21 protein-coding genes and 3 pseudogenes are annotated in these 24441 nt (G+C 62.6%); 12 read left to right on the forward strand and 12 right to left on the reverse strand.

All coding sequences use genetic code 11. The features are described from left to right. Nucleotides 1–2 precede the first annotated feature (2 nt). The gene (phaC, locus tag QZ648_RS18430) at nt 3–1109 is read left to right on the forward strand and encodes a class III poly(R)-hydroxyalkanoic acid synthase subunit PhaC (RefSeq protein ID WP_169065432.1); all 1107 of its coding nucleotides are present in this window, start codon (nt 3–5) and stop codon (nt 1107–1109) included. A gap of 326 nt (nt 1110–1435) precedes the next feature. On the opposite strand, the gene otnI is transcribed toward phaC, so the two are convergent. Then, entirely contained in the window at nt 1436–2224 is a 789-nt protein-coding gene (gene otnI, locus QZ648_RS18435; protein ID WP_291997909.1) for a 2-oxo-tetronate isomerase, read from the reverse strand. 377 nt (nt 2225–2601) lie between these two features. Between otnI and QZ648_RS18440 the strand changes: the two genes are divergently transcribed. The 4 genes from QZ648_RS18440 to tpiA all read left to right on the forward strand — a co-directional run bounded on the left by QZ648_RS18440 (nt 2602) and on the right by tpiA (nt 7692). After that, the gene (locus tag QZ648_RS18440; protein ID WP_291997910.1) at nt 2602–3105 is read left to right on the forward strand and encodes a dual specificity protein phosphatase family protein; all 504 of its coding nucleotides are present in this window, start codon (nt 2602–2604) and stop codon (nt 3103–3105) included. Nucleotides 3106–3240: 135 nt separating this feature from the next. Beyond that, the gene (locus QZ648_RS18445; RefSeq protein WP_169065429.1) at nt 3241–5004 is read left to right on the forward strand and encodes a carbamoyltransferase; all 1764 of its coding nucleotides are present in this window, start codon (nt 3241–3243) and stop codon (nt 5002–5004) included. Nucleotides 5005–5332: 328 nt separating this feature from the next. Next, nucleotides 5333–6589, forward strand: a complete 1257-nt coding sequence (gene pgk / locus QZ648_RS18450; protein ID WP_291997911.1) for a phosphoglycerate kinase — start codon at nt 5333–5335, stop codon at nt 6587–6589. 335 nt (nt 6590–6924) lie between these two features. After that, nucleotides 6925–7692 carry a triose-phosphate isomerase gene (tpiA, locus tag QZ648_RS18455; RefSeq protein ID WP_169065428.1) on the forward strand — a complete coding sequence of 256 codons (768 nt, stop codon included), beginning with the start codon at nt 6925–6927 and terminating at the stop codon, nt 7690–7692. A 194-nt stretch (nt 7693–7886) separates the two neighbouring features. Here tpiA and QZ648_RS18460 read toward each other — a convergent pair whose 3' ends face one another. Continuing rightward, nucleotides 7887–8696, reverse strand: coding sequence for a PEP-CTERM sorting domain-containing protein (locus QZ648_RS18460; RefSeq protein ID WP_291997912.1), 810 nt, complete (start codon nt 8694–8696; stop codon nt 7887–7889). 765 nt (nt 8697–9461) lie between these two features. Between QZ648_RS18460 and QZ648_RS18465 the strand changes: the two genes are divergently transcribed. Continuing rightward, nucleotides 9462–10568 (forward strand): bacteriohemerythrin, encoded by a 1107-nt coding sequence (locus tag QZ648_RS18465; protein ID WP_169065427.1) that lies wholly within the window; start codon nt 9462–9464, stop codon nt 10566–10568. A gap of 42 nt (nt 10569–10610) precedes the next feature. Here QZ648_RS18465 and QZ648_RS18470 read toward each other — a convergent pair whose 3' ends face one another. The 3 genes from QZ648_RS18470 to QZ648_RS18480 are packed head-to-tail and all read right to left on the reverse strand — an operon-like array spanning nt 10611 to nt 15720. Next, nucleotides 10611–11105 (reverse strand): DUF1499 domain-containing protein, encoded by a 495-nt coding sequence (locus QZ648_RS18470; RefSeq protein WP_291997913.1) that lies wholly within the window; start codon nt 11103–11105, stop codon nt 10611–10613. Nucleotides 11106–11116: 11 nt separating this feature from the next. Beyond that, a complete protein-coding gene (gene fdhF / locus QZ648_RS18475; protein ID WP_291997914.1) occupies nt 11117–13933 on the reverse strand; it encodes a formate dehydrogenase subunit alpha in 2817 nt (938 codons plus the stop codon). Beyond that, the gene (locus tag QZ648_RS18480) at nt 13930–15720 is read right to left on the reverse strand and encodes an NADH-ubiquinone oxidoreductase-F iron-sulfur binding region domain-containing protein (protein ID WP_291997915.1); all 1791 of its coding nucleotides are present in this window, start codon (nt 15718–15720) and stop codon (nt 13930–13932) included. The genes fdhF and QZ648_RS18480 overlap by 4 nt, the downstream gene beginning before the upstream one ends. Nucleotides 15721–15855: 135 nt before the next feature. Between QZ648_RS18480 and QZ648_RS18485 the strand changes: the two genes are divergently transcribed. From QZ648_RS18485 to QZ648_RS18500, 4 genes are all read left to right on the forward strand, one after another. Continuing rightward, nucleotides 15856–16095, forward strand: coding sequence for a hypothetical protein (locus QZ648_RS18485; RefSeq protein ID WP_291997916.1), 240 nt, complete (start codon nt 15856–15858; stop codon nt 16093–16095). Continuing rightward, nucleotides 16071–16550, forward strand: coding sequence for a transposase (locus tag QZ648_RS18490; protein WP_291997917.1), 480 nt, complete (start codon nt 16071–16073; stop codon nt 16548–16550). The genes QZ648_RS18485 and QZ648_RS18490 overlap by 25 nt, the downstream gene beginning before the upstream one ends. Before the next feature lie 224 nt (nt 16551–16774). Further along, complete coding sequence (locus QZ648_RS18495; RefSeq protein WP_291997918.1) at nt 16775–16999, forward strand: addiction module protein; 225 nt, start codon at nt 16775–16777, stop codon at nt 16997–16999. Next, nucleotides 16996–17292 carry a type II toxin-antitoxin system RelE/ParE family toxin gene (locus tag QZ648_RS18500; RefSeq protein ID WP_169065422.1) on the forward strand — a complete coding sequence of 99 codons (297 nt, stop codon included), beginning with the start codon at nt 16996–16998 and terminating at the stop codon, nt 17290–17292. The genes QZ648_RS18495 and QZ648_RS18500 overlap by 4 nt, the downstream gene beginning before the upstream one ends. 272 nt (nt 17293–17564) lie before the next feature. On the opposite strand, the pseudogene QZ648_RS18505 reads toward QZ648_RS18500, so the two are convergent. Then, nucleotides 17565–17726, reverse strand: a pseudogene (locus QZ648_RS18505) (transposase zinc-binding domain-containing protein); the annotation flags it as partial. Nucleotides 17727–17801: 75 nt separating this feature from the next. Continuing rightward, the gene (locus QZ648_RS18510) at nt 17802–18008 is read right to left on the reverse strand and encodes a hypothetical protein (protein WP_169065421.1); all 207 of its coding nucleotides are present in this window, start codon (nt 18006–18008) and stop codon (nt 17802–17804) included. A 62-nt stretch (nt 18009–18070) separates the two neighbouring features. On the opposite strand from QZ648_RS18510, the pseudogene QZ648_RS25140 reads away from it, so the two are divergent. Next, a pseudogene (locus QZ648_RS25140) lies at nt 18071–18854 on the forward strand (transposase zinc-binding domain-containing protein). Between the two features lie 315 nt (nt 18855–19169). Here QZ648_RS25140 and QZ648_RS18525 read toward each other — a convergent pair. The 3 genes and pseudogenes from QZ648_RS18525 to QZ648_RS18535 form a co-directional block, all read right to left on the reverse strand. Then, nucleotides 19170–19511 (reverse strand): YciI family protein, encoded by a 342-nt coding sequence (locus QZ648_RS18525; RefSeq protein ID WP_169065420.1) that lies wholly within the window; start codon nt 19509–19511, stop codon nt 19170–19172. Between the two features lie 268 nt (nt 19512–19779). Then, the gene (locus QZ648_RS18530) at nt 19780–20124 is read right to left on the reverse strand and encodes a hypothetical protein (RefSeq protein ID WP_291997919.1); all 345 of its coding nucleotides are present in this window, start codon (nt 20122–20124) and stop codon (nt 19780–19782) included. A 112-nt stretch (nt 20125–20236) separates the two neighbouring features. Further along, nucleotides 20237–20578: pseudogene (locus QZ648_RS18535) on the reverse strand (Fic family protein); the annotation flags it as partial. 215 nt (nt 20579–20793) lie between these two features. Between QZ648_RS18535 and QZ648_RS18540 the strand changes: the two are divergent. After that, nucleotides 20794–22071, forward strand: a complete 1278-nt coding sequence (locus tag QZ648_RS18540) for an HD domain-containing phosphohydrolase (protein ID WP_291997920.1) — start codon at nt 20794–20796, stop codon at nt 22069–22071. Nucleotides 22072–22123: 52 nt separating this feature from the next. Here the strand turns inward: QZ648_RS18540 and QZ648_RS18545 are convergent, their stop codons facing one another. Further along, nucleotides 22124–22270, reverse strand: a complete 147-nt coding sequence (locus tag QZ648_RS18545; RefSeq protein ID WP_291997921.1) for a hypothetical protein — start codon at nt 22268–22270, stop codon at nt 22124–22126. A gap of 30 nt (nt 22271–22300) precedes the next feature. Further along, entirely contained in the window at nt 22301–24427 is a 2127-nt protein-coding gene (glgX, locus tag QZ648_RS18550) for a glycogen debranching protein GlgX (protein ID WP_291997922.1), read from the reverse strand. Nucleotides 24428–24441: the final 14 nt, after the last annotated feature.

A 24441-nucleotide genomic window follows, 5' to 3' on the forward strand; every position in this document is an offset into this window, starting at 1 on the left:
CTATGTTTTCTTTCCCAATACAGATTCTTCCCGCCGACATCGCCGCGGAAACCGCCGCCCTGAACGCGAAGCTCACCAAGGGCATCAGCAATCTCACCAAGATGACCGACGACGATATCGACATCGGCAGCACGCCGAAGGACGTTATCTTCGAGCAGGACGGGATCGAGGTTTACCATTACCACGCGCTCGTCGAGCAGGCGAAGATCATGAAGACGCCGCTGCTCATCGTGCCGCCGCTGATCAACGGCTACGAAGTGGCCGACCTGCAACCGGATCGCTCACTGGTCCGCAATTTGCTGAACCAGGGTATTGACGTCTACCTCAACAACTGGGGCTACCCGCGTCAGGTCGACAAATTCAGGACCATTGACGACTACATCAACGGTTACCTCGATGACACCGTCGACTTCATTCGTCAGCACCACGGCGTCGACAGGATTGCCCTGTTGGGGATCTGCCAGGGTGGCGCCATGTCAACCACCTATGCGACGCTCAACCCGGACAAGATCAGCCATCTGGTCCTGACCGTTACGCCTATTGACTTCGACGCCTACAAGGCGAATCACAAGCCACACGAGGGCCTGATGTTCACCATGGGCGCCGAGGCCGACGTCGAGCAGATGGTGGCTGTGCATGGCAACGTGCCGGCCACGGTACTCAACGAGTCGTTCATGATGGCCTCTCCATTCATCCTGAACTACGGCAAGTACGCCGACGTGATCGATATCCTCGACGATCGCCAGGCTGTGCAGAATTTCCTGCGCATGGAAAAGTGGCTGTTCGGTGGGCCCGATGCTGGTGGTCAGATGTTCAAGGAGTTCGTCCGCGACTTCCTCAAGGGCAACAAGTTGGTCAAGGGTGACCTCGAGATCGGCGGTCGCAAGGTCGATCTCAAGAATCTCACCATCCCGATCCTCAACATCTTCGCCGAGAAGGACCATATCGTGCCGCCACCGTGCACGGTTGCCCTTGGCAAGCATGTCGGCAGCAAGGACTACACGGAGTTCGCCATCGCCACCGGCCACATCGGTATCTACACCGGCGGCCTGTCGCAGAAGGTGCTGGCGCCGACGGTTGGCAAGTGGATGCGCGAGCGCAACGCTTGAGTCCTGTCGCAGTTCGCGCCACGCCAGCAACGGCGTGGCGTAGTCTGACTGGCCCGCCCGGCGAGGCGGAGTAGTTTGCAGCAAGGTGGGGGCGCGCTTGGCCGCGCTCCCACCCCCCCCCGGTTTTTCCCCTGGTTTTTTTGCCCCTATCGTCCAGGCGCGCTGCAAGCTGGTGGCGTGTTTCCTGCGCTGGCTACGCCGTTTATCCACTAGTTGGGCGATGTCGTGGACGCTGGCTGGTGGTCCTCGACACAGGCGTGGACGATGGATGCTAGCCAAAACGCCATCGCCGGTAGCCACGATCGCCATGGGGATTCCTCGTCGGCTTATCGAAGCGCGGCCCGCAACCAAGCCAGGCCATCTTCCGTATTGCCTCGCGGTCGATATTCGCAGCCCACCCAGCCGTCGTAACCGAGCTCGTCGAGTAGCCTGAAGAGGTAGGGATAATTGACTTCGCCGTCGTCCGGTTCGTGGCGGGCCGGGACGCTGGCGATCTGCACGTGGCCAATGCCGGCGAAGTGCTTTCTGAAGGTAGTGGCAAGATCGCCCTCGACGATCTGCGCATGGTAGAAGTCCATCTGCACCTTGAGGTTCGCCTCGTTCACTGCCGCGCGGATGGCGTGCCCTTCGGCCTGGCTGGCGAGGAAGTAGCCGGGCATGTCGCGCCCGTTGATCGGCTCGATCAGAAGCGTCCGCCCATGCCTTGCCAATTCCCGCGCGGCATAGGCCAGGTTTTCGAGGTAGGTCTCACGGCAGGCTGCCCGGTATGCCTGGTCGGCATGCGCCGGTAGCAAACCGGCCATCGCGTGCATCCGGGGGGTGCCCATGGCCAATGCGTACTCCAGCGAACGGGCGACGCTGGCGCGGAAATCTGCTTCGCGACCCGGCAAGGCAGCCAGCCCGCGTTCGCCGCCGGCCCAGTCGCCCGGCGGCAGGTTGAAGAGAGCGCTTGCGAGCTCGTTCTCCCGCAACCACCCGGCCACCTCGGCGGGGCGATGGTCGTATGGGAAGAGAAACTCGACGGCACGGAAGCCGGCCCTGGCCGCGGCGGCGAAGCGCTGCGGGAAGGGGACTTCGTTGAACATCATGGTCAGGTTGGCGGCAAATTTGGGCATCACTTTTCCTTCGTTTCAGAACGTGAGTCGGACCGCGGACTTTAATGTGAAAGTCGCGCAAGCGACTCACGAAACTCCCTTCTCCCCTCGCGGGAGAAGGGCCGGGGGGTGAGGCGGGGAATTCGGGGAGCATGCTCCCCGCTCGGCGAACGATTCCGGCGTGCAAGCCGGAATGCGCACTGCAAGTGGAGGGAAACGGTCATGACCTTCATGATCTGGGGTGTCTCGATTGTCATGACCGTTAGCGCGGCGTAGCTTGCGCCGTGCAAGGTACAAATGGGCCGACAAGTCGTCAACAAGTGAGCAAATCTCTTCGCTTCAGCTCAGCGACAATCAGCTGTAGACTGGCGGCATTGTCCAGCCAGCAAAGGAACCCCATGCCTAGCCATCCATCCGATCTGTTGCCCTTGGCAGCGCCTGCCGGTGGTCTGATATTGACCCCTTGTCCGGGGACCAAAGAACTTGACACCGAGACCGCGCTCAAGCAACTCAAGGCGGCCGGCGCCAGCGCCGTGATCACCTTGATGCAGGAGGCCGAAATGGCGAGCAATGCGGTATCCGACCTGCCGACGCTCTGCGCGCAGAACGGGCTGCAATGGTTTCACCTGCCGATCGCGGATGAGCACGCGCCGGCAGACGATTTTGCCGCCGCGTGGAAGCTGCAGCGCGCAGCCGTCCATCAACTGCTCGACGCCGGCAAACGGATTGCCGTGCATTGCAAGGGCGGCTCAGGCCGGACGGGCCTGATGGCGGCGCAGATTCTCGTCGAACGCGGCTATGCCAAAGAGGATGCGCTGGCGGTGGTCAAGGCGCTGCGCCCCAATGCGCTCAGCCTGGCCGTGCATCAGGACTATCTGGCGCGCCTTCCCGTCACTGCCTGAGCAGACCGTCCGGGCGATGTCGCGTCCTTGCTTCCGCGTGCGGGGCATTGCAGCAGGTATACTCGGCGCTTTCGTCGGTCCGCAGCGGCCAGTTGGCTAGCGGGACCCGACGTGTGACTCTGTGAGACCTCGACTTTGGCACTGATCCTACTCGGACTTTCCGGCGCGCTGACCCACGATCCTTCGGCCGCGCTGTACATCGATGGCAAGCTCGTTGCCGCAGCGGAAGAGGAGCGCTTCGTCCGCGACAAGCACGCCAAGAATCGCATGCCCTACGAAGCGGCGAAGTTCTGCCTGGAATTTGCCGGCATCAAGCCGGCCGAGGTCGACGCGGTGGCTATTCCTTTTGCGCCGATCAGCCTCGCCGAAGGCGCCCGCTGGCACTATGCCAAACGCTACTGGTATGCGCCGGATCGGGCGCTGGACGCCCTCCTGACCGGCAACCGGCGTTTCTTCCGCTATCGAAAACGCATCGAATGGTGTCTGCTGCAGCTCGGTTTCGATCTCAAGACGACCGAAATCGTGCCCGTCGAGCACCACCTGGCGCATGCGTCCAGCGCCTACCATTGCTCGGGTTTCAAGGAGAAGACGGCGATCCTCGGCATCGACGGCAAGGGCGAGTACGCGACCACTTTCTTCGGTTACGGCGAAAACGGCAGAATTCACAAGATCAAGGAGTTCTACGACCCCGATTCGCTGGGCGGACTGTACGGCGCCTTGACCGAGTATCTCGGTTTCGAGATGCTGGACGGCGAGTACAAGGTGATGGGCATGGCCCCGTATGGCGACCCCGATCGCTACGATTTCTCGCGTCTGGCAAAGTTCGAGAATGGCGAACTGACGGTCAACACCGACTACGCCAATGTGATCGGTTTTCGCCGCTACAAGGAGCAGGGCAAAGGCTACTACTTCTCGCCGAAGCTGATCGAGTGGCTGGGCCCGAAGCGTGCCGGCGACAGCGCCGACGATCCCTATATCCACTACGCGGCGAGCATGCAGAAGCTGTTCGAGGATCTGTCGCTGCAGATGATCGAGCATTACCTGGGCGACATTCTGCGCGAAACCGGTCGGCTCGCTTTCTCCGGTGGTGGCGCACTGAACGTCAAGCTCAACCAGAAGATCATCGCCCGCGCGGACGTCAAGGAACTGTTCGTGCAGCCGGCTTCGGGCGATGCCGGGACTGCCGTCGGCGCTGCGGGCTACGTCTCGGTGCAGCGCGGCGTGCCGATCGAAAAAATGGCGCATGTCTTTCTCGGCCCGGCGTACAGCAACGAAGACGTTCTTGCCGCCTGTGCTCGCCATCCGGAAAAACCGCAAGGGCAGCGGCTGCGCGACGTGGCACAGGAAATTGCCGCGCTGCTGGTGGCCGGCAACCCGGTGGCCTGGTTCCAGGGGCGTATGGAGTTTGGCCCGCGTGCGCTTGGCGGTCGCTCGATCCTTGGTTGCCCGAGCATTGCCGGCGTTGCCGACCGGATCAATGCGCAGATCAAGTTCCGCGAGCGCTGGCGTCCGTTCTGCCCGAGCATGCTCGATACGGTCGCTCCGCAGATGCTCGGCAGCGATCACCCGGCCCCTTTCATGACCTTCACTTTCAAGGTTGCCGAAGGCTGGCAGGAACGCGTTCCGGAAGTGGTGCACGAAGACGGCAGCTCGCGGGCGCAGGTACTGCAACGCGAATTCAATCCGCGCTATTACGACCTGATGCTCGAACTCGAAAAACTGACCGGCAACGGCGTCGTTCTCAACACCTCGCTCAACCGCCGCGGCGAAGCGATGATCTGTTCGCCGACCGACGCCTTGAATATGTTCTTCGGCTCGGATCTCGAGTATCTGGTGATGGAAGACATCCTGGTGGTCAAGGCGGGCAGCAGCGCCAGCGAGGATTTGCCCGCTGGCTGAGCGCTTGTTGTCTTGTTCAAGTCATTGTGTCACGGTAACTACATAAAAGTGGCGACGACCGGCGCCCTTTTCGGCGCGAGAAGAAAACCATGCCGCGCTATCCGCGTGACTGCTCGCGCCAATCGCCGAAAGGCATTTGACTCCGGCAGCGGCGCCAAGGATACTTCGTCTGCGTGGTTAAAACGCTTTCCCCGATGTTCCAGGTTCTCAACGCAGTGGCGCATGGGTGCCCTGTTGAGGGGGCGTTTTGTGGCCGCAACCGAGACACCCTGCCATTTTCGATTCGTAGTCCGCCTCTAATCCAGCAACACTCTTTCTCGAGGAAAACATGTCCAAATTGTTCATCGAAGATCTCGCCCTTGACGGCAAACGCGTACTCATCCGCGTCGATTTCAACGTCCCACAGGACAAGGTGACCGGAGCGATCACCAATACCAAGCGCATCGAAGCCGCGCTACCGACGATCCAGTCGGCTTTGGACAAGGGCGCCGCGGTCATTCTGATGTCGCACCTTGGCCGTCCGGACGGCAAGGCCATGCCGCAATTCAGCCTGCAGCCCGTAGCCACCGCACTGGAGGGGCTGCTCGGCCGCCCGGTGAGCTTTCTTTCGGACTGTGTCGGCCCTGACGTCGAAGCCGCCTGCGCCAGCATCAAGCCCGGCGAAGTCATTCTGCTCGAGAACCTGCGCTTCCACATCGAGGAAGAAGGCAAGGGCACCGTCCAGGCGGCCGACGGCAGCGTCAGCAAGATCAAGGCCGATCCCGAGAAGGTCAAGGCCTTCCGTGCATCGCTGACCCGGCTTGCCGACGTCTATATCAACGACGCCTTTGGTACCGCCCACCGCGATCACTCGTCGATGACCGGCGTGCAGCTGCCGCAGCGTGCGGCGGGTTATCTCATGAACAAGGAACTGGCGGCCTTCTCGGCAGTTCTCGAATCCCCCCAACGGCCGTTGCTGGCGATCCTCGGTGGCGCCAAGGTGGCCGACAAGATCCAGCTGATCAACAACCTGCTCGACAAGGCCGACCAGATCATCATCGGCGGCGGCATGGCGTTTACCTTCAAGAAAGTGATTTCCGGGATGCCGATCGGCAACTCGCTGTTCGACGAGGAGGGTGCCAAGCTGGTCCCGGAGCTGATGGCCAAGGCGAAAGCCAACGGCAAGCAGATTCTGCTGCCAAGCGATTTCGTCATCGCCGACAAGTTCGCCGCCGATGCCAACACCGGTGTCGCCAGCGATGTCGATGGGATTCCCGATGGCTGGCTGGGGCTTGATTGCGGAGTTGAATCGACGAAGGTGTTTACCGACGCCATCCTGAACGCCAAAACCATCATCTGGAACGGCCCGGCGGGCGTTTTCGAATTTCCCAACTTCGAAGCCGGCACCAAGGCGATGGCAGACGCCATTGTCGAGGCGACGGCCAAAGGGGCGACGACCGTGATCGGTGGTGGCGACACCGCCACCGCGGCCAAGAAATATGGCGCCGAGAAGAAAGTCACGCACACCTCGACCGGTGGCGGGGCTTCGCTCGAATACCTCGAAGGCAAGGTCCTGCCGGGCGTCGCCGCACTCTCCGAGAAGTAAGCCGAGCGGCCCCGGGGCCCCGCCAGGGTGCCGGGGCCGCCTTGCTCCTGCTCCCCGAATCATGCCTAACGGTCATGCCTTGTCGAGATGCCCCAGATCATGAAAGTCATGGCCGTTTCCCCCTCTTCCCCTGCCCCTTCTCCCGCAAGGGGAGAAGGGAGTTTCGTGAGTCGCTTGCGCGACTTTCACATTAACGGTCATGACATGTCGAGACACCCCTGATGATGAAAGCCATGACCGTTTTCCCTCTTCCCCTGCCCCTTCTCCCGCAAGGGGAGAAGGGAGTTTCGTGAGTCGCTTGCGCGACTTTCACATTAACCAACAAAAGGAATACCATGCGTAAAATCGTTATTGCCGGCAACTGGAAGATGAACAAGTCGGTTGCCGAGTCAGTCAGGCTGGCCAGCGAAGTGGTCGCCGCCGCCAAAGACATCAAGAACGTCGTCGTCGCCATTGCTCCCACCTATCTGGCGCTGGCCAAGGTCGCCGACGTCGTCAAGGGCAGCAACGTCAAGCTCGCGGCGCAGGACGTGCACTGGGAAAACCAGGGTGCCTTCACCGGCAAGGTCAGTGCCGACATGCTCAAGGACATCGGTGTCGATATGGTCATCATCGGCCACTCCGAGCAGCGCAGCTATTTCGGCGAGACCGACGAAACGGTCAACAAGAAAATCAAGAAGGTTCTTTCGCTGGACATGGGCCCGATCGTCTGCATCGGCGAGACCCTCGACGAGCGCAAGGGCGGCAAGCTGGAAAGCGTGCTGACGACGCAGGTCAATGGCGCCTACGCCGGGCTTTCCGCTGACGAAGCGCTGCGCACCGTCGTCGCCTACGAGCCGGTGTGGGCCATTGGCACCGGCGTTACCGCCAGCGATGGCGAAGCACAGGAGGCGCATGCACTGGTGCGCGGCCTGCTGGCCAAGCTCTTCGGCGACGATGTCGCACAGTCGATCAGCATCCAGTACGGTGGCTCGATGAAGCCGGACAACGCCGCCGGCCTGCTCGCTCAGAAAGACATCGACGGCGGCCTGATCGGCGGCGCCGCGCTCAAGGCCGACAGCTTCCTGGGTATCGTTACGCCGGGTGAGTCGATCAGCAAGTAAGTCCTTTCTCCCCAAGAAGCGCGGGCGCCGCAGTTGCGGGGCCCGCGTTTTCCTGTTCAGGGGCAGGGTCGAGTTCTAGCCAGGACGATGAATCGGTTTTCGCATCTGCCGCAGAATGTCGCCAGGAAGACTGAACGGGGCCAGCGAAGGGATGGGCGGCCCCGTTACTGTGTCGGTTTCTACTCTAGGCTCGTTTAGGCGGTCGGGGAGTTGCGGTGGCGACGGGCACGCTGTGCCAGGCCAACGAGACCGAGTCCCAGGAGCGCCAGTGTGGACGGTTCGGGCACGCCGGTCGGCGGCAGCGTGCCAGTTGCGCGAACATAGTCGAAGCGCGCGTCCCACCCTTCCTGCGCTACAGCGCGCGCATCGATTTCCATCTGGATTGCCCCGACGTTGGCGAAAATACTGGCCAGGGTTCCGCCCGTCGCGGTGAAATCGGAAGACAAGAAGGTCTTGGAGAGCGTGACGCTCGAGGCGGCAGGAATGCTCCCAGGGACCGTGAATGTCGTCGTGGCGCGAGTGTTCCCTGAGAGGTCCGCTGCGTCCCAGAAGACAAACTTGACCGGACCGCCGACGTCCGAAAACGTTACCAGGAGGTCGAGTTGCAACGCCTGGGTGAAGTCTATCCCGCCAAGGCCCGCATAACTTACCTGACCGGGAGCGAACAGGCCATCGCTTCCGTCCCAGGTCATTACCACGCGCCCCTTTGCATCGTCAATCGTCATGCGCAGCAAGTTTAGTCCGCTCGGGTTTATCCGAGCTCGCACCCGCTCGTCATCGTCTCCGGCGGTTTTTTCAACGTAGAGATCGCGCTCGCCGCCAATTACACCGGGGGCAGCTAGCGCGCTTCCGGCAGACGCAATTGGTGGGGCGCTGGCAAGCACCTCCGCGTTTTGTACGGTAACGAAGTCATCGATGGTTATGGTTATGGCAGACGCAGGATGCCAGGCGAGTGCGCCGAGCACGAAGGTAGCACTACCGACTACAACGCTCATGCGTGACATGGATGCTTCTCCAATCAAAAAAGGGTTGAAATTGCGAAGTGGTCGGTCGATTGACATGTGGGCCTTGAATGCCTCCACCGTCAAGTTGACGTCTATGCAATAATCATGGCTGATAGCAATTATTGTTTATAAACAGACGTATGGAAAAGTATTGGCGGCCGGCGCCAGCGCGGAGTGTAAGATAAACCGACACCCATGAGCTGAGGGTATGTGAATACACGCGCAGGCGCAAGCCATGAGCGAAGCAAGCTGGTTGGGAATCGGTGCTTTTGTTCCTTGCTGATCTGTCACCGCCTTCCGGCAAGGCCTGTGGGAGAGTGGCGCTTATTCAAAGTATTGCGCCAACCGCGCTAGCAGTAGCGAAGCGAACATCGCGCGATGCGGGCGTTTCCCTTACGTCGGCGCTGCACCGAGGTCATTCCCTACGAGGCGACCTTCGTGCCACTCCCGCGTGTGTGCCAGAGTCATGGCAGCCGCTCGGCGAGAATGTCAATCGCCGGACTTGGGTGATCGCCTTGGCCCGCAAGCTTCGAGAAAAATTGGTAGGATGCCCTGCTTCCTTGGACAAAAGGAACAGTCGAGGGCGGCGCTTTGCTGACCCGTCAGCTTGGCACCACCGGCGCTGGAGCTGCGCCTGCCGGAAATCAGCAGGCATAGAACTTCGCGCAGCGAGTGGCGACGGCCCGAGTCGCCATTGCGCTGTGCAAAGTGCTCGCTCGGCAGCGCTTACGGGAGCAGGAAATCAACGGGGGAGGCAATTCGTCTATGGAATCATTTCGTTGGGACAAGCACTTTGTTACCGGCTTTTCAGATGTCGATCAGCAGCATCAACATCTGGTCGGGATCATCAACCAGTTTGGCGACCTGCTGACGGAAAACAAAGTCGCCTTCAGTGACCTTGAAGAGGTCTTCGCGAAGCTGGCCGATTACGCCAGGTACCATTTCCAGGAAGAAGAGGCCTTGATGTTGAAAGTGGGTATCGATCGGCGTCATCTCGGCCCTCACATTGAAGCGCATCGCAGTTTTCTGCGCGAGATCAGCGCCATGCATGCCGGTGTTACTCCGGATAATCTCGATGCGGCAAAGCATATTCTTGATCTTCTGACGCACTGGCTCGCCTATCACATCCTCGGTTCAGACCAGAACATGGCCAGGCAGATGGCCGCCATCGGGAGTGGTATGGAAGCAAGCAGAGCCTATGACGAAAAAGAGAAAGCCAGCAACAATGCCACCGAGCCCCTGCTCATCGCGCTAAACGGCCTGTTCAATCAGGTCTCGGCGAGGAACCGGGATTTGCTGGCCTTGAATCGCTCGCTCGAAGAGAAAGTGCGCCAACGTACCCGGGAACTGTCGGAAGCGAATCTTCAACTGGTCGAACTGTCTTTGACCGACGCCCTTACCGGGCTTCCCAATCGCCGCCACGCGCTGCGGGCACTGGCATCGCTATGGGAGGAGTCGGTCGAGAACGATTCGCCGCTGGTGTGCATGATGATCGATGCGGATCACTTCAAGCGGGTCAATGATACCTGTGGCCATGACGCGGGCGATGGGGTGCTGATCGAGTTGGCCAAGAGGCTGCAGCATTCCTTTCGCAGTGACGACGTGGTCTGCCGTCTCGGTGGCGACGAATTTCTGGTCATCTGCCCGGATACCGACAAGGAGGGCGGAATGCATATCGCCGAGTTGACCCGGATAGCTGTCGCGGCCCTGCGCGTGCCGACTGGCGGTGAGCCCTGGCACGGTAGTATCAGTGTCGGGGTTGCGGCCAGAACGCCTGCCGTCGCAAGTTTTGAAGAGCTGATCAAGGCGGCAGACCAGGCCGTCTATGTGGCCAAGCAAGTGGGCAAGAATTGCGTCAGGACGGGACAGTGAACTATTTCGATCACCGCTGTCGACATCGCATCCTGCCTTCGATCAGGAGTTCGCGAGCCGCTGGCGCAGGGCTTCGATGCGCTGGCGATTGACGCCGAGGTCGCTGCGCCCGATGCGCGATGCCGAGCGCACCTGGATCACCTCGTTGGCCGGGTCGAACCAGAATTCGACGTCGTCGACGAACTTCAGCAGTCGGGTGGTGTATTGCACATAGAGATAGTCGGCTCGGCTGTCGATCAGGGTGGCTCCCGGCTCGCTCGCCAGCAGCGTTTTGAGCTTGGCGATGGTGGCTGGTCCATCGCTGCGCAGCAGCGCCAGCGGTGCGATGTCTGCGTACTCACCCTGCGGATGATCTGGCCATAGCCTGGCCTGGCTGCTGACGCTGTTCGGTGTTGCCGATGGTCGAGGGAGCTTTCCGTCGCGAACGCCCAGGTCGCTCGGCGGCGTGCCGGTGAACAGGCCGAGTTGGCCGGCAGCCCACAGAAGGGCCGCCAGCAGGGCGACGCCAATGCCTAGCCGGTGCAGGAACTTGAGCATCCAAACGCGCCTCATGAGATTCCGGCGCGCTCCAGGCGCACGGCGCAATACTTGAACTCGGGAATTTTTCCAAAGGGGTCGAGCACCGGGTTGGTCAGGCGATTGGCGGCGGCTTCGTGGAAGCAGAACGGCAGCCACAGCGACCCCGGCGCGACCGCCGGATCGGCATGTGCCGTGACCTCGATTGCGCCGCGCCGGGTGATCAGGCGGACGCGCTCGCCGTCGGCGAGGCCAAGTCGGCGCAGATCCTGGTCGCTGACGGTAACCACCGCTTCGGGTTCCAGGGCGTCCAGTGCCGCGCTGCGCCGGCTCATGGCACCGGTATGCCAGTGCTCGAGCAGTCGCCCGGTGGATAGCACCAGCGGGTAGTCCTCGCTGGGCTGCTCGTCGGGCGGTAGCAGCGCGGCGGCGACGAAGCCGGCGCGGCCGCTCGGCGTCGGGAAGCCGTTCGCGAAGACGACGTCGGCACCGGGGAGATCCTCGCCGGCACACGGGTAGCTGACCGAGCCCTCGCGTTCGAGCCGCTCGCGACTGATATGGGCCAGGGAGGGCATCGCCTGGCGCATTTCGGCATAGATTGCCGCCGGTCCTTCGTATTGCCAGTCGAGGTCGAGGCGGCGCGCCAGTTCCTGGATGATCCACCAGTCAGGCCGGGTATCGCCGGGCAGCGGCAGGGCCTGGCGGCCGAGCTGAACCTGGCGATTGGTGTTCGTCACCGTGCCTTCCTTTTCCGGCCAGGCCGAGGCCGGCAGGATGACGTCGGCGTAGATGGCGGTTTCGGTGAGAAACAGATCCTGCACCACCAGGTGATCGAGCGACGCCAGCGCCTGGCGCGCGTGCTTGAGATCGGGGTCCGACATGGCCGGGTTTTCGCCGACGATGTACATGCCGCGAATGTCGCCGGCAGCAGCGGCGTTCATGATCTCGACAACGGTCAGCCCCGGCTGAGGATCGAGCGTCGTCTTCCACAATTGCTCGAAGCCTTGCCGATTGGCGGCCAGCGAGATGGGCAGGTAGTCGGGCAGGAACATCGGGATCAGGCCGGCATCCGATGCCCCCTGGACATTGTTCTGCCCGCGCAGCGGATGCAGGCCGGTGCCGGGGCGACCGATGTGGCCGGTCATCAGCGCCATGGCAATCAGGCAGCGCGCATTGTCGGTGCCATGGGCATGTTGCGAAATGCCCATTCCCCAGAAGATCATCGACGCTTTCGAGCGCGCGTAGAGCCGTGCCACTTCGCGGATCTGGGCGGCGGCGATAGCGCAGACTTCGGCCATCGCTTCCGGGCTGTAGGCGGCCAGGTGTGCGCGCATGGCGTCGAAGCCGCTGGTGTAACGGGCGATATAGGCCGGGTCGAAGAGTTCCTCGTCGACAATGGTGTGCAGCATGGCGTTGAGCAGCGCGACGTCGCTGCCGGGGCGAAACTGCAGGGTCTGATCGGCAAAGCGCGCCAGGCCGTGGCGGCGCGGATCGATGACGATCAGCCGCGTGCCCCGGCGCGCGGCACGCTTGAAGAAAGTCGCGGCGACCGGGTGGTTGGCTTCCGGGTTGCAGCCGATGAGAATCGCCACTTCGGCCTTGTCGATCTGCATGAACGATGCCGAAACCGCGCCGGAGCCGACGCCCTCGATCAGGGCCGCTACCGAGGAGGCGTGACACAGCCGCGTGCAATGGTCGACGTTGTTGGTGCCGAAACCGGTGCGTACCAGTTTCTGGAAGAGGTAGGCTTCCTCGTTGCTGCACTTGGCCGAACCGAAGCCGGCGAGCGCCTTGCCGCCGTGCTGCTGGCGTATCGCGCGCAGCCCTGCGGCGGCGCGCTCTAGCGCTTCGTCCCAGCTCGCTTCGCGAAAATGGGTAAGCGGATTGGCCGGGTCGAAGGTGGCGTCGGCAACTTTCGGCGCATCGTCACGGCGGATCAGTGGCGTCAGCAAGCGCTGCGGCGAGTGCACGTAATCGAAGCCGAAGCGGCCCTTGACGCACAGGCGCTCGCGGTTGGCCGGACCATTGCGGCCAGTGACGGCGACGATCTGCTCCTTGCGCACCTGATAGTCGATCTGGCAGCCGACGCCGCAGTAGGGGCAGATGCTGGGCACGACGCGGTCGACCGACTCCCCCGTCGCGAGCAGGCCGCTGCCGTCTGCGGCCTGCATCGTCGTCGCCATCAGCGCGCCGGTCGGGCAGGCCTGCACGCACTCGCCGCAGCCGACGCAGCTCGAATCGCCCATGGCATCGTCGAGATCGAAGACGATTTTCGCCGCTGCGCCGCGACCGGCCATGCCGATCACGTCGTTGGCCTGGATGTCGCGGCAGGCCTGCACGCACAGCTGGCAGTGGATGCAGGCGTCGAGGTGCACGCTCATCGCCGGGTGGCTGCGGTCGGGGAGGGGGGCGGGCGCTGTGCCGGCCATGGCGGCGCGCGACGGGAAACGGCTGTCCTGCAAGCCCAATTGCTCGGCCCAGTGCCAGAACGACGCGTTGCGATCGTGCGCTTGTGGGCGCGGCGGCTGCTCGCTGAGCAGCAGTTCCATCACCAGCCGCCGGCTGTTCAGCGCGCGTTCGGAAGTGTCACTGTGCACGCGCATGCCGGCGCTGACCTGGCGAGTGCAACTCGGCGCCAGGTTGCGCTCGCCGTCGATCTCGACCATGCACGCCCGGCAGTTGCCGCCCGGCCGATAGTCCGGCGCCTCGCGCGTGCATAGATGCGGAATCGTCGTGCCCGCGCGCCTGGCGGCCTGCCAGATCGTTTCGCCGGGCAGAGCCGTCAGCGTGCGACCGTCGAGTTCAAAGAGCAGCTGCGTCGCTTGCACTGGCCGTACTACATCACTCATCGCGCTTCCTCCGTACCGGGAAAGTCGCGTACGCGACTCACCAATCTCCCTTCTCCCCGCGCGGGGGAAGGGCCGGGGAAAAGGGGAAGAGGGGGGGCAGCCATGACCGTTAGCTGCTGCGGGAAATAAGTCAGTGCCGTGGTGAGCGGATTCGGCGCCGCCTGCCCCAAGCCACAGATCGACGCCTCGCGCATCACCGCCGCCAGTTCCTTGAGCAATTCGACATCGAGCTCAGGCGCCGCGAACAGTGCCAGCATCTTCTCGGTGCCGACCCGGCACGGCGTGCACTGGCCGCAGCTTTCGTCGGCGAAAAACTCGAGCAGCGCCTGCACCGCGGCGCGCAGGTCGTCACGGTCGGAGAGAACGATCACCGCCGCCGATCCAACCAGTGCGCCGTGCTTTTCCAGTTCGCCGAAGTGTAGCGGCAGCTCGGCCATGCTCGCCGGCAGAATCCCCCCCGCAGCACCGCCCGGCAGATAGGCCAGCAGTTGCTGCCCATCGGCCATGCCACCGCAGTAGTCATCAATGAGCTTGCGCGCGCTGACCCCGGCCGGCGCGAGCTTCACACCGGGCTCGCGTACCCGGCCGGAGACCGAGTAGCTGCGCAGGCCGGTGAAACCCTCGCTGCCCAGCGCCGCGAAGCGCGCACCGCCGCTCGCGAGAATTGTCGGCACCATGGCCAGCGTCTCGACGTTGTTGACCAGCGTCGGGCGTCCGAACAGCCCCACCTCGGCGACGTAGGGCGGGCGTTGCCGCGGGTAGCCGCGCTTGCCCTCGATGGACTCGATCAGCGCCGATTCCTCGCCGCAGATGTAGGCGCCCGCACCACGCCGCAGGTCGATGAAACCCGGCTCGATCAGCTGCGCTGCTTCGAGCGCCGCGATCTCGCGGCGCAGCAGCGTGTGTGCCGCGGGGTACTCGTCGCGCAGGTAGATCCAGCAGCGCTGCGCGCCGATACAGGCCGCTGCCAGCAGCAAGCCATCGAGGAAGGGGTGTGTCTGCTCTTCGAGAATCACCCGGTCCTTGAAAGTGCCCGGCTCGCCCTCGTCGGCGTTGCAGACCAGGTAGCGAGGCGCTGGCGCGGCGCGCAGCAGTCGCCACTTGCGCGCGGCGGGAAAACCGGCGCCGCCCATTCCGCGCAAGCCGGCTGCTTCGAGTTCGGCGATCACGGCTTCAGCCTGCAGGCTACCGTCGCGCAGCGCCAGCAGCTGCCGGTAGCCACCGCGTGCGCGGTAGGCGGCCAGCGTCTCGCTGACGACCGGCAAGGCTGCAAATTCGCCAACTTCGATCAGGGCCAGCACGTCGCTGGCACTGGCGCGGTCGGCGTGGCGCTTGCCTACTTGCACCACCGGCGCGAGATCGCAACGGCCCATGCACGGCGCGCGCAACACTCTCGCCTGCCCTGGATCGAGCTGCGCGCGCAAGGCGGCGTCGAGTTGCAAGCCTCCCTGCAGCCGGCAGCTGAGCCCGTCACAGACGCGCACAGCGAGCGCCGGCACGGCTTCGTCATCATCGCGCAGGTCGAAATGAGCATAGAAGGTCGCCGTCTCGTAGACCTCGGCGACGCCGATGCGCAGCAGGTCGGCAAGCGCCACCAGTTCGCCCGCACGCAAGCAGCCGCGGCTGTCCTGAAGCCGGTGCAGATATTCGATCAACAGATCGCGGCGCAGCGGCAGATCGCTCAGCAGCGCGGCGACCGCGTCCCGCGTGGCTACGTCAACGCGCCGCCCCCGCCGCTGCCCGCGTCCCTTGCGTCGCCCTGCTGGCGGTTGCTCGCTGTTGTCCATGCGCTGGCTTCCCGATTCGAAGTGGCCATGCTAACAAACTAACAAGCATAGTGCCTCCTGTGCCGAGCTCGGCACAGGAGGCACGCCTATGCCACGCACCTGCTCGAGGCCGGCGTCGAGCTCACCGAGGGTCAGATGCAGCGCCTCGTCCCGGCCGACTACTTTCTGCTGACCTTCACGCTGCCAGCGGAATTGCGCGGGCTCGTTGCGGCGCATGCCGAGGTCGCCTTCGCTCTCCTGATGTCCTGCGCCTGGCAAACGGTGCATCGCTTCAGCCAGAACGACCGGCAGTTCCAGGGCACGCCGGGGGCCTTGACGCTCCGCGGCAATGGGTGGCGCACTGCCAATCGGTGGGTAATGGCGAGAAGGCCCTGATCACCCTCGGTCGCTACCTCTACCGCGGCGTCATCCGTGAACAGGCCATCCTCGCCTGCGAGAATGGCCGGGTGAGCTTCCGCTATCGCAGCGCAAAGACGAACAAGGTGCAAAAGCGCGCGCTCGCCGGCGCCGATTTCCTCTGGCTGATTCTCCAGCACCTGCTGCCCAAGGGCTTTCGCCGCGCGCGCTATTTCGGCTTCCTGCACGCCAATTGCAAGCGGCTGATGGACTTGCTGCATCGCTTGCCGAAGTTCGATCCCAGCCGCTTCACGCCACCGCGCAAGGAGCGGCCAGCGATGCGTTGCTCGTGCTGTGGCGCCGTGATGGCGATCGTCAGGACGCGGATTCGATCGACATTACCCGGCATCGTTGCCGTTCCACCGCTCGTTGCGGTCGCCCCGAATTCAGTGGCCGGGACGCTAAAACGCCCGGATTTGCGAGATCTTCCTTGACTGCGCCGCAGCGCGCCGCAACTTCCCGCTCCCGGCCCTCCGGCGTTCATGCCTGTGGGGCAAATCCAAAAAAGATATTTGCAGGGGGGGGCGCTCAGCCCTCCGGACCGGGCTCGTCCAACAAAGGGATCAGATCGTGGCTTCGCACGATCTATCCCCATTCGTTGGGCATCGCCTCCAAGCAGGCAGTGACCCGGCCCAATCTGAGTGCTAGACTTTGCCGCATGAACGCTCACGTACACCACATTCTGGACGAAGCTCTCGGCCTGCCAGCCGCCGAGCGTGCAGCCTTGACCGTAGCGCTACTCGATAGTCTCGAAGGCAGTGACGATTCTTCAATTGCGGAAGCTTGGCGGCAGGAAATCAGATCGCGGCAAGCGGCCCTACGAGCGGGAACAGTAAAGGCCGTTTCTTGGACGGAAGCCAGAGCAAGACTGAGCACTCTGTGACTCGCTTTGTAGTCGAGATTCTGCCCGAGGCTGAGGCAGAAATCAGAGAGGCATTCCTCTGGTACTTTGAGCGCAGCCCAATTGCGGCCGATGCTTTTCGAACCGAGACACTTGGGGCCATTGATCGGCTTGGTATCAGTGCGCTGATGTGCTCCGAAGACGAGGATGCAATCAGGCGAAATATTCTCCGTCACTTTCCTTACACGGTCTTTTACGAGATTCGAGGCAATACCGTGACAGTGCTCGCTGTCGCGCACCAACGCCGCAAGCCAGGATACTGGCGCGAGCGCTAAGGCGATAGGACGGTCCGAAGTCAGTCGCTTGGCATGAATCCGCCGAGCGGCTAGCTGCCCATCGATAGCCGGCAAAGCTCGCGGAAGATCGACAAGCCGAAGCGCAGCCGGTAGGCGCGGGACTCCTGGCACCGATCGGCTGCCAAAAAGGCGAACGGCGCTGCGGATGGCAGCGCCACCCGATGACTCCGGAAGAGAGCAACCGACGTCGATCATCGCGGCGGTCCGCGCGGATTCGGGAGATTGCGTTGTGGCAAGAGGGTCGCGACCACGCGAAACTGCCCGATCTTGCAATGTGGGCAGTGCCGGTTCCTGCACGAGTGATAGACGTGCCGGGTCGTGCCGCAGTGCTCACAGCTTTCGACGTGACCGCCGAGGATCGCCGTGCGACAGGCAAGGATCGCACGCCAGACGCGGGCTGCCCCGCGCGCCAAAGGCTTGCTGGCGAGCTAAGCCTGGCCGAAGGTGGCCAACACCCCGGCCAGGCCGGCCGCTTTCACCGGCGCCGGTCAGCTGGGCGTGAGCAGTTCGAGCGTAGAGGTGGTACCGGTTAGCCGCGTGCGCGCCAGATGGAAGTAGCGCATCGTCGTGCTGACGCGGCCGTGTCCCAGCAGACGCGGGATGGTGTCGAGCTCACCGAGGTGCAGCGCATTCTCGGCCATCACTCGATTCTCACGACCGTTCGCTACACCCATCTGACGGAGCAAACCAGGCATCACGCCATCGAGCGCATCAACGCGCTGATGGACGGCTATAGCGTGGGCAAGGGGACGCCGCGATGATCCGCCTCGGCTCTGTCATCGCCCAGTTCGAAGCGGACTTCATGCCGCAATTTCGCCACCGGCTGAGCTTCGAGCAGCTTCAGGCGCTCTCGGCGATGCGCGATTGCCGCAGCCCGGCCAGCCCGATGATGCAGGTCCAGTGCGGAGGCTGCGATCAGCAAAAACTCGTTCCGCATTCCTGCGGCCATCGCCTTTGCCCGCACTGCCAGCACCACGAGAGCCGGCAATGGCTGGAACGTCAGATGCAGCGCTTCGTCCCGGCCGACTACTTTCTGCTGACCTTCACGCTGCCGGCGGAATCGCGCGGGCTCGTTGCGGCGCATGCCGAGGTCGCCTTCGATCTCCTGATGTCCTGCGCCTGGCAAACGGTGCATCGCTTCAGCCAGAACGACCGGCAGTTGCAGGGCACGCCGGGGGCCTTGACGCTCCGCGGTCCTGCACACGCACTCGCGCCGGCTCGACTTCCACCCGCATGTCCATCTCGTCGTCCCCGCGGCGGCGGTCGATGCAGCGAAGCAGCGCTGGCGACGCAAGCGTCGCGGCAAGAACGGCGTCTATCTGTTCAATTTCGGCTTCCTGCACGCCAATTGCAAGCGCCTGATCGGCTTGCTGCATCTCTTGCTGAAGTTCGATCCCAGCCGCTTCACGCCACCGCGCAAGGCGCGGCCAGCGATGCTTTGCGCGTGCTGTGGCGCCGTGACGGTGATCGTCAGGACGCGGATTCGATCGACGTCGTCCAGTGTCGTTGCTGTGCCACCGGTCGTTGCGGTCGCCCTCTGATCATGTAAGCCGCCTTCACGGCGCTGTCCGGCCGCGTTCGGGACTTCAGTTTCCCTAAGCTGCGTGGCGCGGTCGCCCGGAATTCGGGGGCCGGGACGCCAAAACGGCCGGATTCGCAAAATCTTCGCTGCCTGTCCCGCAGCGCGCCGGGACTTCTCGGCTCCCGGCCATCCGGAGCCCATGCTTCCGGAGTAACCCAAAAAGATATTTGCAGAGGGGGCGCCCAGCACTCCGGCCGGGCTCGTCCAACAAACGGATCAGATCGTGGCTGCGCACGATCTATCCTTATTCGTTAGGCCGCAGACCGGCCATACGTTACGACTCCGGATCGAACATGATCTCCCGGACCTCCTGTGCGCAGCGACATCCTATGGCGATTTTGGCAGCCCAAACGAGTGCCTCCTCACGCGAAGAAACCTCAATGATCGAGAACCCTCCAACGACCGCCTTTGTCTCCGGTACTGGTCCGGCTGTGGTGGTCCCATCTGTCGCAACGATGGTCGATTGCTGGCGCTCGACACCGCCGCCGAAGATCCAGACTCCTGCGGCCTTTGCTTCCCGAACCACCTTATGTGATGCCTCGCCCACCGACGGCCAATCTTCATCGGGAATATGGTCCATCGATCCGTCATCAAACGAAATCAAATATCGAGGCATCGTATCGCTCCTTCTTGCGGCCCAACGTTTGAATTCACCGGCCTGCGCGGCTTTTCGCGCAGGTCCGGTGGAATGATGGGTTGGGCGTCACTTGAACCAGCCTCTCGCTATGAGCCATGTATACACAGTCCAGCCGCCTCCTGCAAGCGCGGCCAATACGCTGCCAATAATTGCCAGTGCCTTTTGGTTCGTGGAATCACAAAGCCAGCCCCAACCCTTGGCGAGGCGCCCACTAGCAAAATTGACATTGTGGTCTTTCTCAAATCTTTCACGCTCCAACCAATTGGCCGAGATTGGCGAATCGCTCCCTGTCGGTGCTGAAGCCTTCTGTCGTTGGCAGGGAATGGTTCATCGCCAAGCTCGATCGTTTCATGTTTTTGACGGAAGCGTCTATCGTCGGGATGAAACGTTCCATCTTTTTCATTGAGCGTTCCATCAGAGGGATGAAATGTTCCATCTTCTTCATGAAGCGTTTCATCAGCGGGATGAAATGTTCCATCTTTTTCATGGACCGTTCCATCAGCGAGATGAAATGTTCCATGTTTTTCATGGACCGTTCTATCGCCGACATGAAACCTTCGATGTTTTTGATGGAATGATCGATCGTCGGCATGGACCCTTGGTTCTCCGGCATCGATCGATCTGTCCAGGGTGTGGGCGGCGAGGGCCGGCAACGAGCGGGATGGTCGCCGCCGGCCAGAGAGCTTGCTTTACGGGGCTTCGCTGCTCTTCGACGAGGTTTTGTGGTTTTCCCGGTGGCAGGCGTCCTTCTCGCTGTGAGCCAACATAGCCGGCTAGCTGCTGCTCATCGCGGCTGGTAAACGACTCCGACTCCATTTGCAGCCGGGACAGCCGACGTTCGACGTCACGGTCCGCAAGCCGGCTGCCTTCGCTGCGGGTGGATGAGCCGATACTCTCGATGGTGGCCACCCGCCGTAACGCGGCGCGCCGACCCGGTGCCAAGCCAAGGTACCGAGAAAACGCCAGGCGCCCTTGAACTCATCGATGCCAGCCATGGGACCGAGGATTTCAGGAGTGATCTGGTGGACGGTGCTGGAGCCGATCATGGTGTCCGATAGCGCATCCATTTATACCCGTTTCGGTGGCCGGTGAGCACACACCTTCCTGCGCTGTCAGCCATGATTGTTGCCTACCCCCGCTGCGACGGGTGACTCGGCAATGCTGATGTAAAATCACCCTTTTTCCGTTGCGGCGAGAAGGCAGCAAGCCGCTCCCGACGTCCTGCGCCGCCCGCAAGCTGCCGAGGAACAAATAGACTCTGATGGCCGAAGAAAGCAACGACGAACACTACCTCAAGGCCGCGACCGAGCTCGGCGACTCGCAAAAGGTGCTTGCCCACCAGGCGATCTATTCCAGCAATGGCATGAAGTTGGTCGAGCGCGGCCTGCGGGTCGACAGCGGGCTGTTCGAACGGCTGATCAATCACCGCTTGCAGCTGCCTATTGACGAGAGCCTCACCGCCGAGAAGGCGGTTACGCTGGAGGATTTGCGCAATCAGGCTGAAGCTCTGATCACGCAGCAGCCTTTCTATGGGCGGCTTGCAGCCGAGCTCAGCGATCGCGTCACCTTGCTCGGCGCCATTGGCAGCATAGCGTTGCCGAAGGCGATGGCCTTCAGGTTGACCGTCGCCCGTGATCGCGGCGGCGCTCTCTTCGAGCACAGCCTGCAGGTGGCGCTGATTGCGCTTTACCTGGGCATACGCCAGGAGCTGGAGGTGCCCGACCTGCGGGCGCTCGCCGCAGCCGCGCTGATTCACGATATTGGCATGCTGCATGTGGATCCGGAAATGCTGCAGCCCGATCACCGGCTCGATGCCGCCGAGCGGCGACAACTGCACGCGCACCCACTCACGGCGACGATGATCGTCAGGCAGCGACCCGAGTACCCGCAGGCGGTCGCCAGAGCGATTCTCGAGCACCACGAACGACACGACGGTAGCGGTTATCCGCGCGGACTCAAAGGCGCCGAGATCAGCGTCATGGGACGCATACTGCTGCTGGCGGAGGTGGTCGCAGCCGTTCTCGACAAGAAAACCAGCGCCCCCGAGCAACGCTTGTCGCTGATCCTGCGTTTGAACCACAGCAAGTTCGACGCGCAGATGTCGAGCGTGATCCTGAAGCTGCTGGAGCAAGGGATCGTCGACGAGACGGATAGCGAGCAGGACATCCGCAACGCGGAGCGGATCAAAAGCCTTGCCGACGACTTTGATGAATGGAGCAAGGCGCGTTCAGAGATGAGGCACTATGCTGCCGGCGCACCTGTCGTCGGGGCTTTTCTGACCGATCGCGTGGCGACGCTGGAGCGTTCGCTGGCCGACGCCGGTCTGCACCCGGATCAGCTCAAATCGGTGTGCGCCGACGTTCGTGACCAGCCCGGCGAAGTGCGTGAACTGGCCATGCTGGCGCGTGAAGCGGGCTGGCAGTTAAAGGGGATCATCCAGGATGTTTTCTGCCGTTTTCCCACTCTGGAGACGACGGAGGAGCCCGGCGAAGTGGCCATCCGGGACTGGCTTCTGCAGCTGAACGGGCGCTTGCAGTAAGGCGGCGGCGATTCGTCAGTCGGCGCAGCTTTCTTTCAGCGGACCTTGCCAGTCAGGCCGGGCACGCTTTCTCGGACTTCTGCCCGGCGACCTGCTCGGTGGCCTGGCGAAATTCGCCGGCCACCGCTGCGTCAAGTTCGCCTGCACGGGTGATCCATGCCTCGCGGCCCTTCATTTCTACACCGCTGCTGAAGGTCATGTTTGCTGACGCGAAGGATTGGTCTGTGGGTCAGGCTTGCGGGCGTGGGCGCCCGACGAGGATCACCACCGCGCGTCCGCCAACCAGGAAGCTTCGCAGATTCTCCTGCAGAGGTATTTCCTGACCCGGTTCCTGGATGTCGCCGGGGGCCGGCAGGCTGGTGTTGGCGAACAGGTGCCAGTGATAGTCGGTGGGCAGTTCCGGCAGTTCGAAGGGCAGGGCATCCCAGAAGCTGTTGATCGCCATGTAGAGCACTGGCGTGGCATTCCCTCCTTGTCCGGCCTGCCGTTCCCGGAGCATGAAGGCCAGGGCGCGCGAGTCTGCCGACCAGTCCGCTTTCCATGCCTGTGTACCGTGCCAGATGATATCGGCCGGCGAGCGGCGGGTGCCAAAAAATTCGCCGGTGCGCAGCAGCGGGTGAGCCTTGCGCAAGGCGATCATCTTGCGGGTGAAGTCGAACAGATCGCTGTTGCGTTCGCGCAGCGTCCAGTCGAGCCAGTTCAAGTCGTTGTCATGGCAGTAGGTGTTGTTGTTGCCGCGCTGCGTGCGGCCCAGTTCATCGCCCATCAGGATCATTGGTATGCCGTGGCTCATCAGCAGGATGGCCAGGGCATTCCTGATCATGCGCTGGCGCAGGGCATTGACCTGTACATCGTCGGTTTCGCCTTCAACGCCACAATTCCAGCTATGGTTGCTGTTTCCCCCGTCGCGATTCCCTTCGCCGTTGGCTTCGTTGTGCTTGTCGTTGTAGGCGAACAGATCGTAGAGCGTGAACCCGTCGTGGCAGGTGATGAAGTTGATCGATGCCGTCGGCCCGCGTTCATTCCAGCCGTAGAGATCCGGTGAGCCCTGGATGCGCTCGGCCATTACTCGCACCATGCCGTCGTCCCCTTTCAGGAAGCGGCGAATGTCGTCGCGGTACTTGCCGTTCCACTCGGCCCAGCGTCCGTAGGCCGGGAAGGAGGCGACCTGATAGAGGCCGCCGACGTTCCAGGCTTGGGCAATCAGCTTGCAGTTGGCGAGCACCGGGTCGAAGGCCAGGCTTTCGAGCAGTGGCGGGTTGGGCAGCGGTGCGCCGCTGGGGGCACGGCCGAGAATCGAGGCCAGATCGAAGCGGAAGCCGTCGATGTGGTATTCGGCCGCCCAGTAGCGCAGGCAGTCGAGAAACATGTTGCGCACCACCGGGCTGTTGCAATTGAGGGTATTGCCGCAGCCGGTGAAGTTGTAGTAGTAGCCTTCCGGCGTCAGCATGTAGAAGGTCTGGTTGTCGATGCCCCGGAAGGAGAGTGTCGGACCGTTCTCGTTACCTTCGGCGGTGTGGTTGACAACCACGTCGAGCATGACTTCGATGCCGTTGCGGTGCAACTCCTTGACCAGGTTCTTGAACTCGTCCACCTCCATGCCGAAGGGGCCCGTGGCGGCGAAGCCCGCCTTGGGCGCGAAGAAGCCGATCGTGCTGTAGCCCCAGTAGTTGAACATCATTTCGCCGGTGAGCGGCTCGGCGCGGCTGTTCTCGAATTCGTCGAACTCGAAGATCGGCATCAGTTCGACGCAGCTCACCCCCAGTTCCTTCAGATAGGGGATCTTCGCCGCGATGCCGGCATAGGTGCCGGGGTGCTTGACGCTGGCCGACGAGTGGGCGGTGAAACTGCGCGTATGCAGTTCGTAAATCACCAGGTCGGCGAGTGGCGTTTCCAGAGGACGGTCGTCTTCCCAGTCGAAGTCCTCGAAGATCAGGCGCGCACGCTGCGGGTAGATGTTGTTCCAGTCGGGTGGCGTGCCCCAGACCGTCCGGCCGCCGATCGCCCTGGCGTAGGGATCGAGGAGTATTTTCGAACGGTCGAAGCGGTGTCCGGCTCCCGGATCCCAGGGGCCGTCCATGCGATAGCCGTACTCGATACGCTCGCCGTCGAGATCGAAGACGACCATGCACCAGACCTTGCCAATGCGAAAGGTGTCCGGGAAGGGGATTTCCACGCATGGCTCCGGCGCGCCTTTCTCGAAGAGCACCAGGGTGCACGCGGTGGCGTGGCCGGAGCTGATCGAAAAGTTGACGCCGTCAGGTACCAGGGTGCTGCCGAAGGGATAAGTGCGCCCGGGACGAAGTTTGTAAGCGCCGTGCTGGTGTGTCGGATGGAAGTCAATACGGGTATCCATGTCACCCCCTCAAA

Source organism: Candidatus Accumulibacter sp. ACC012, from assembly GCF_907163155.1.
Taxonomy (GTDB): Bacteria; Pseudomonadota; Gammaproteobacteria; order Burkholderiales; family Rhodocyclaceae; genus Accumulibacter; species Accumulibacter delftensis.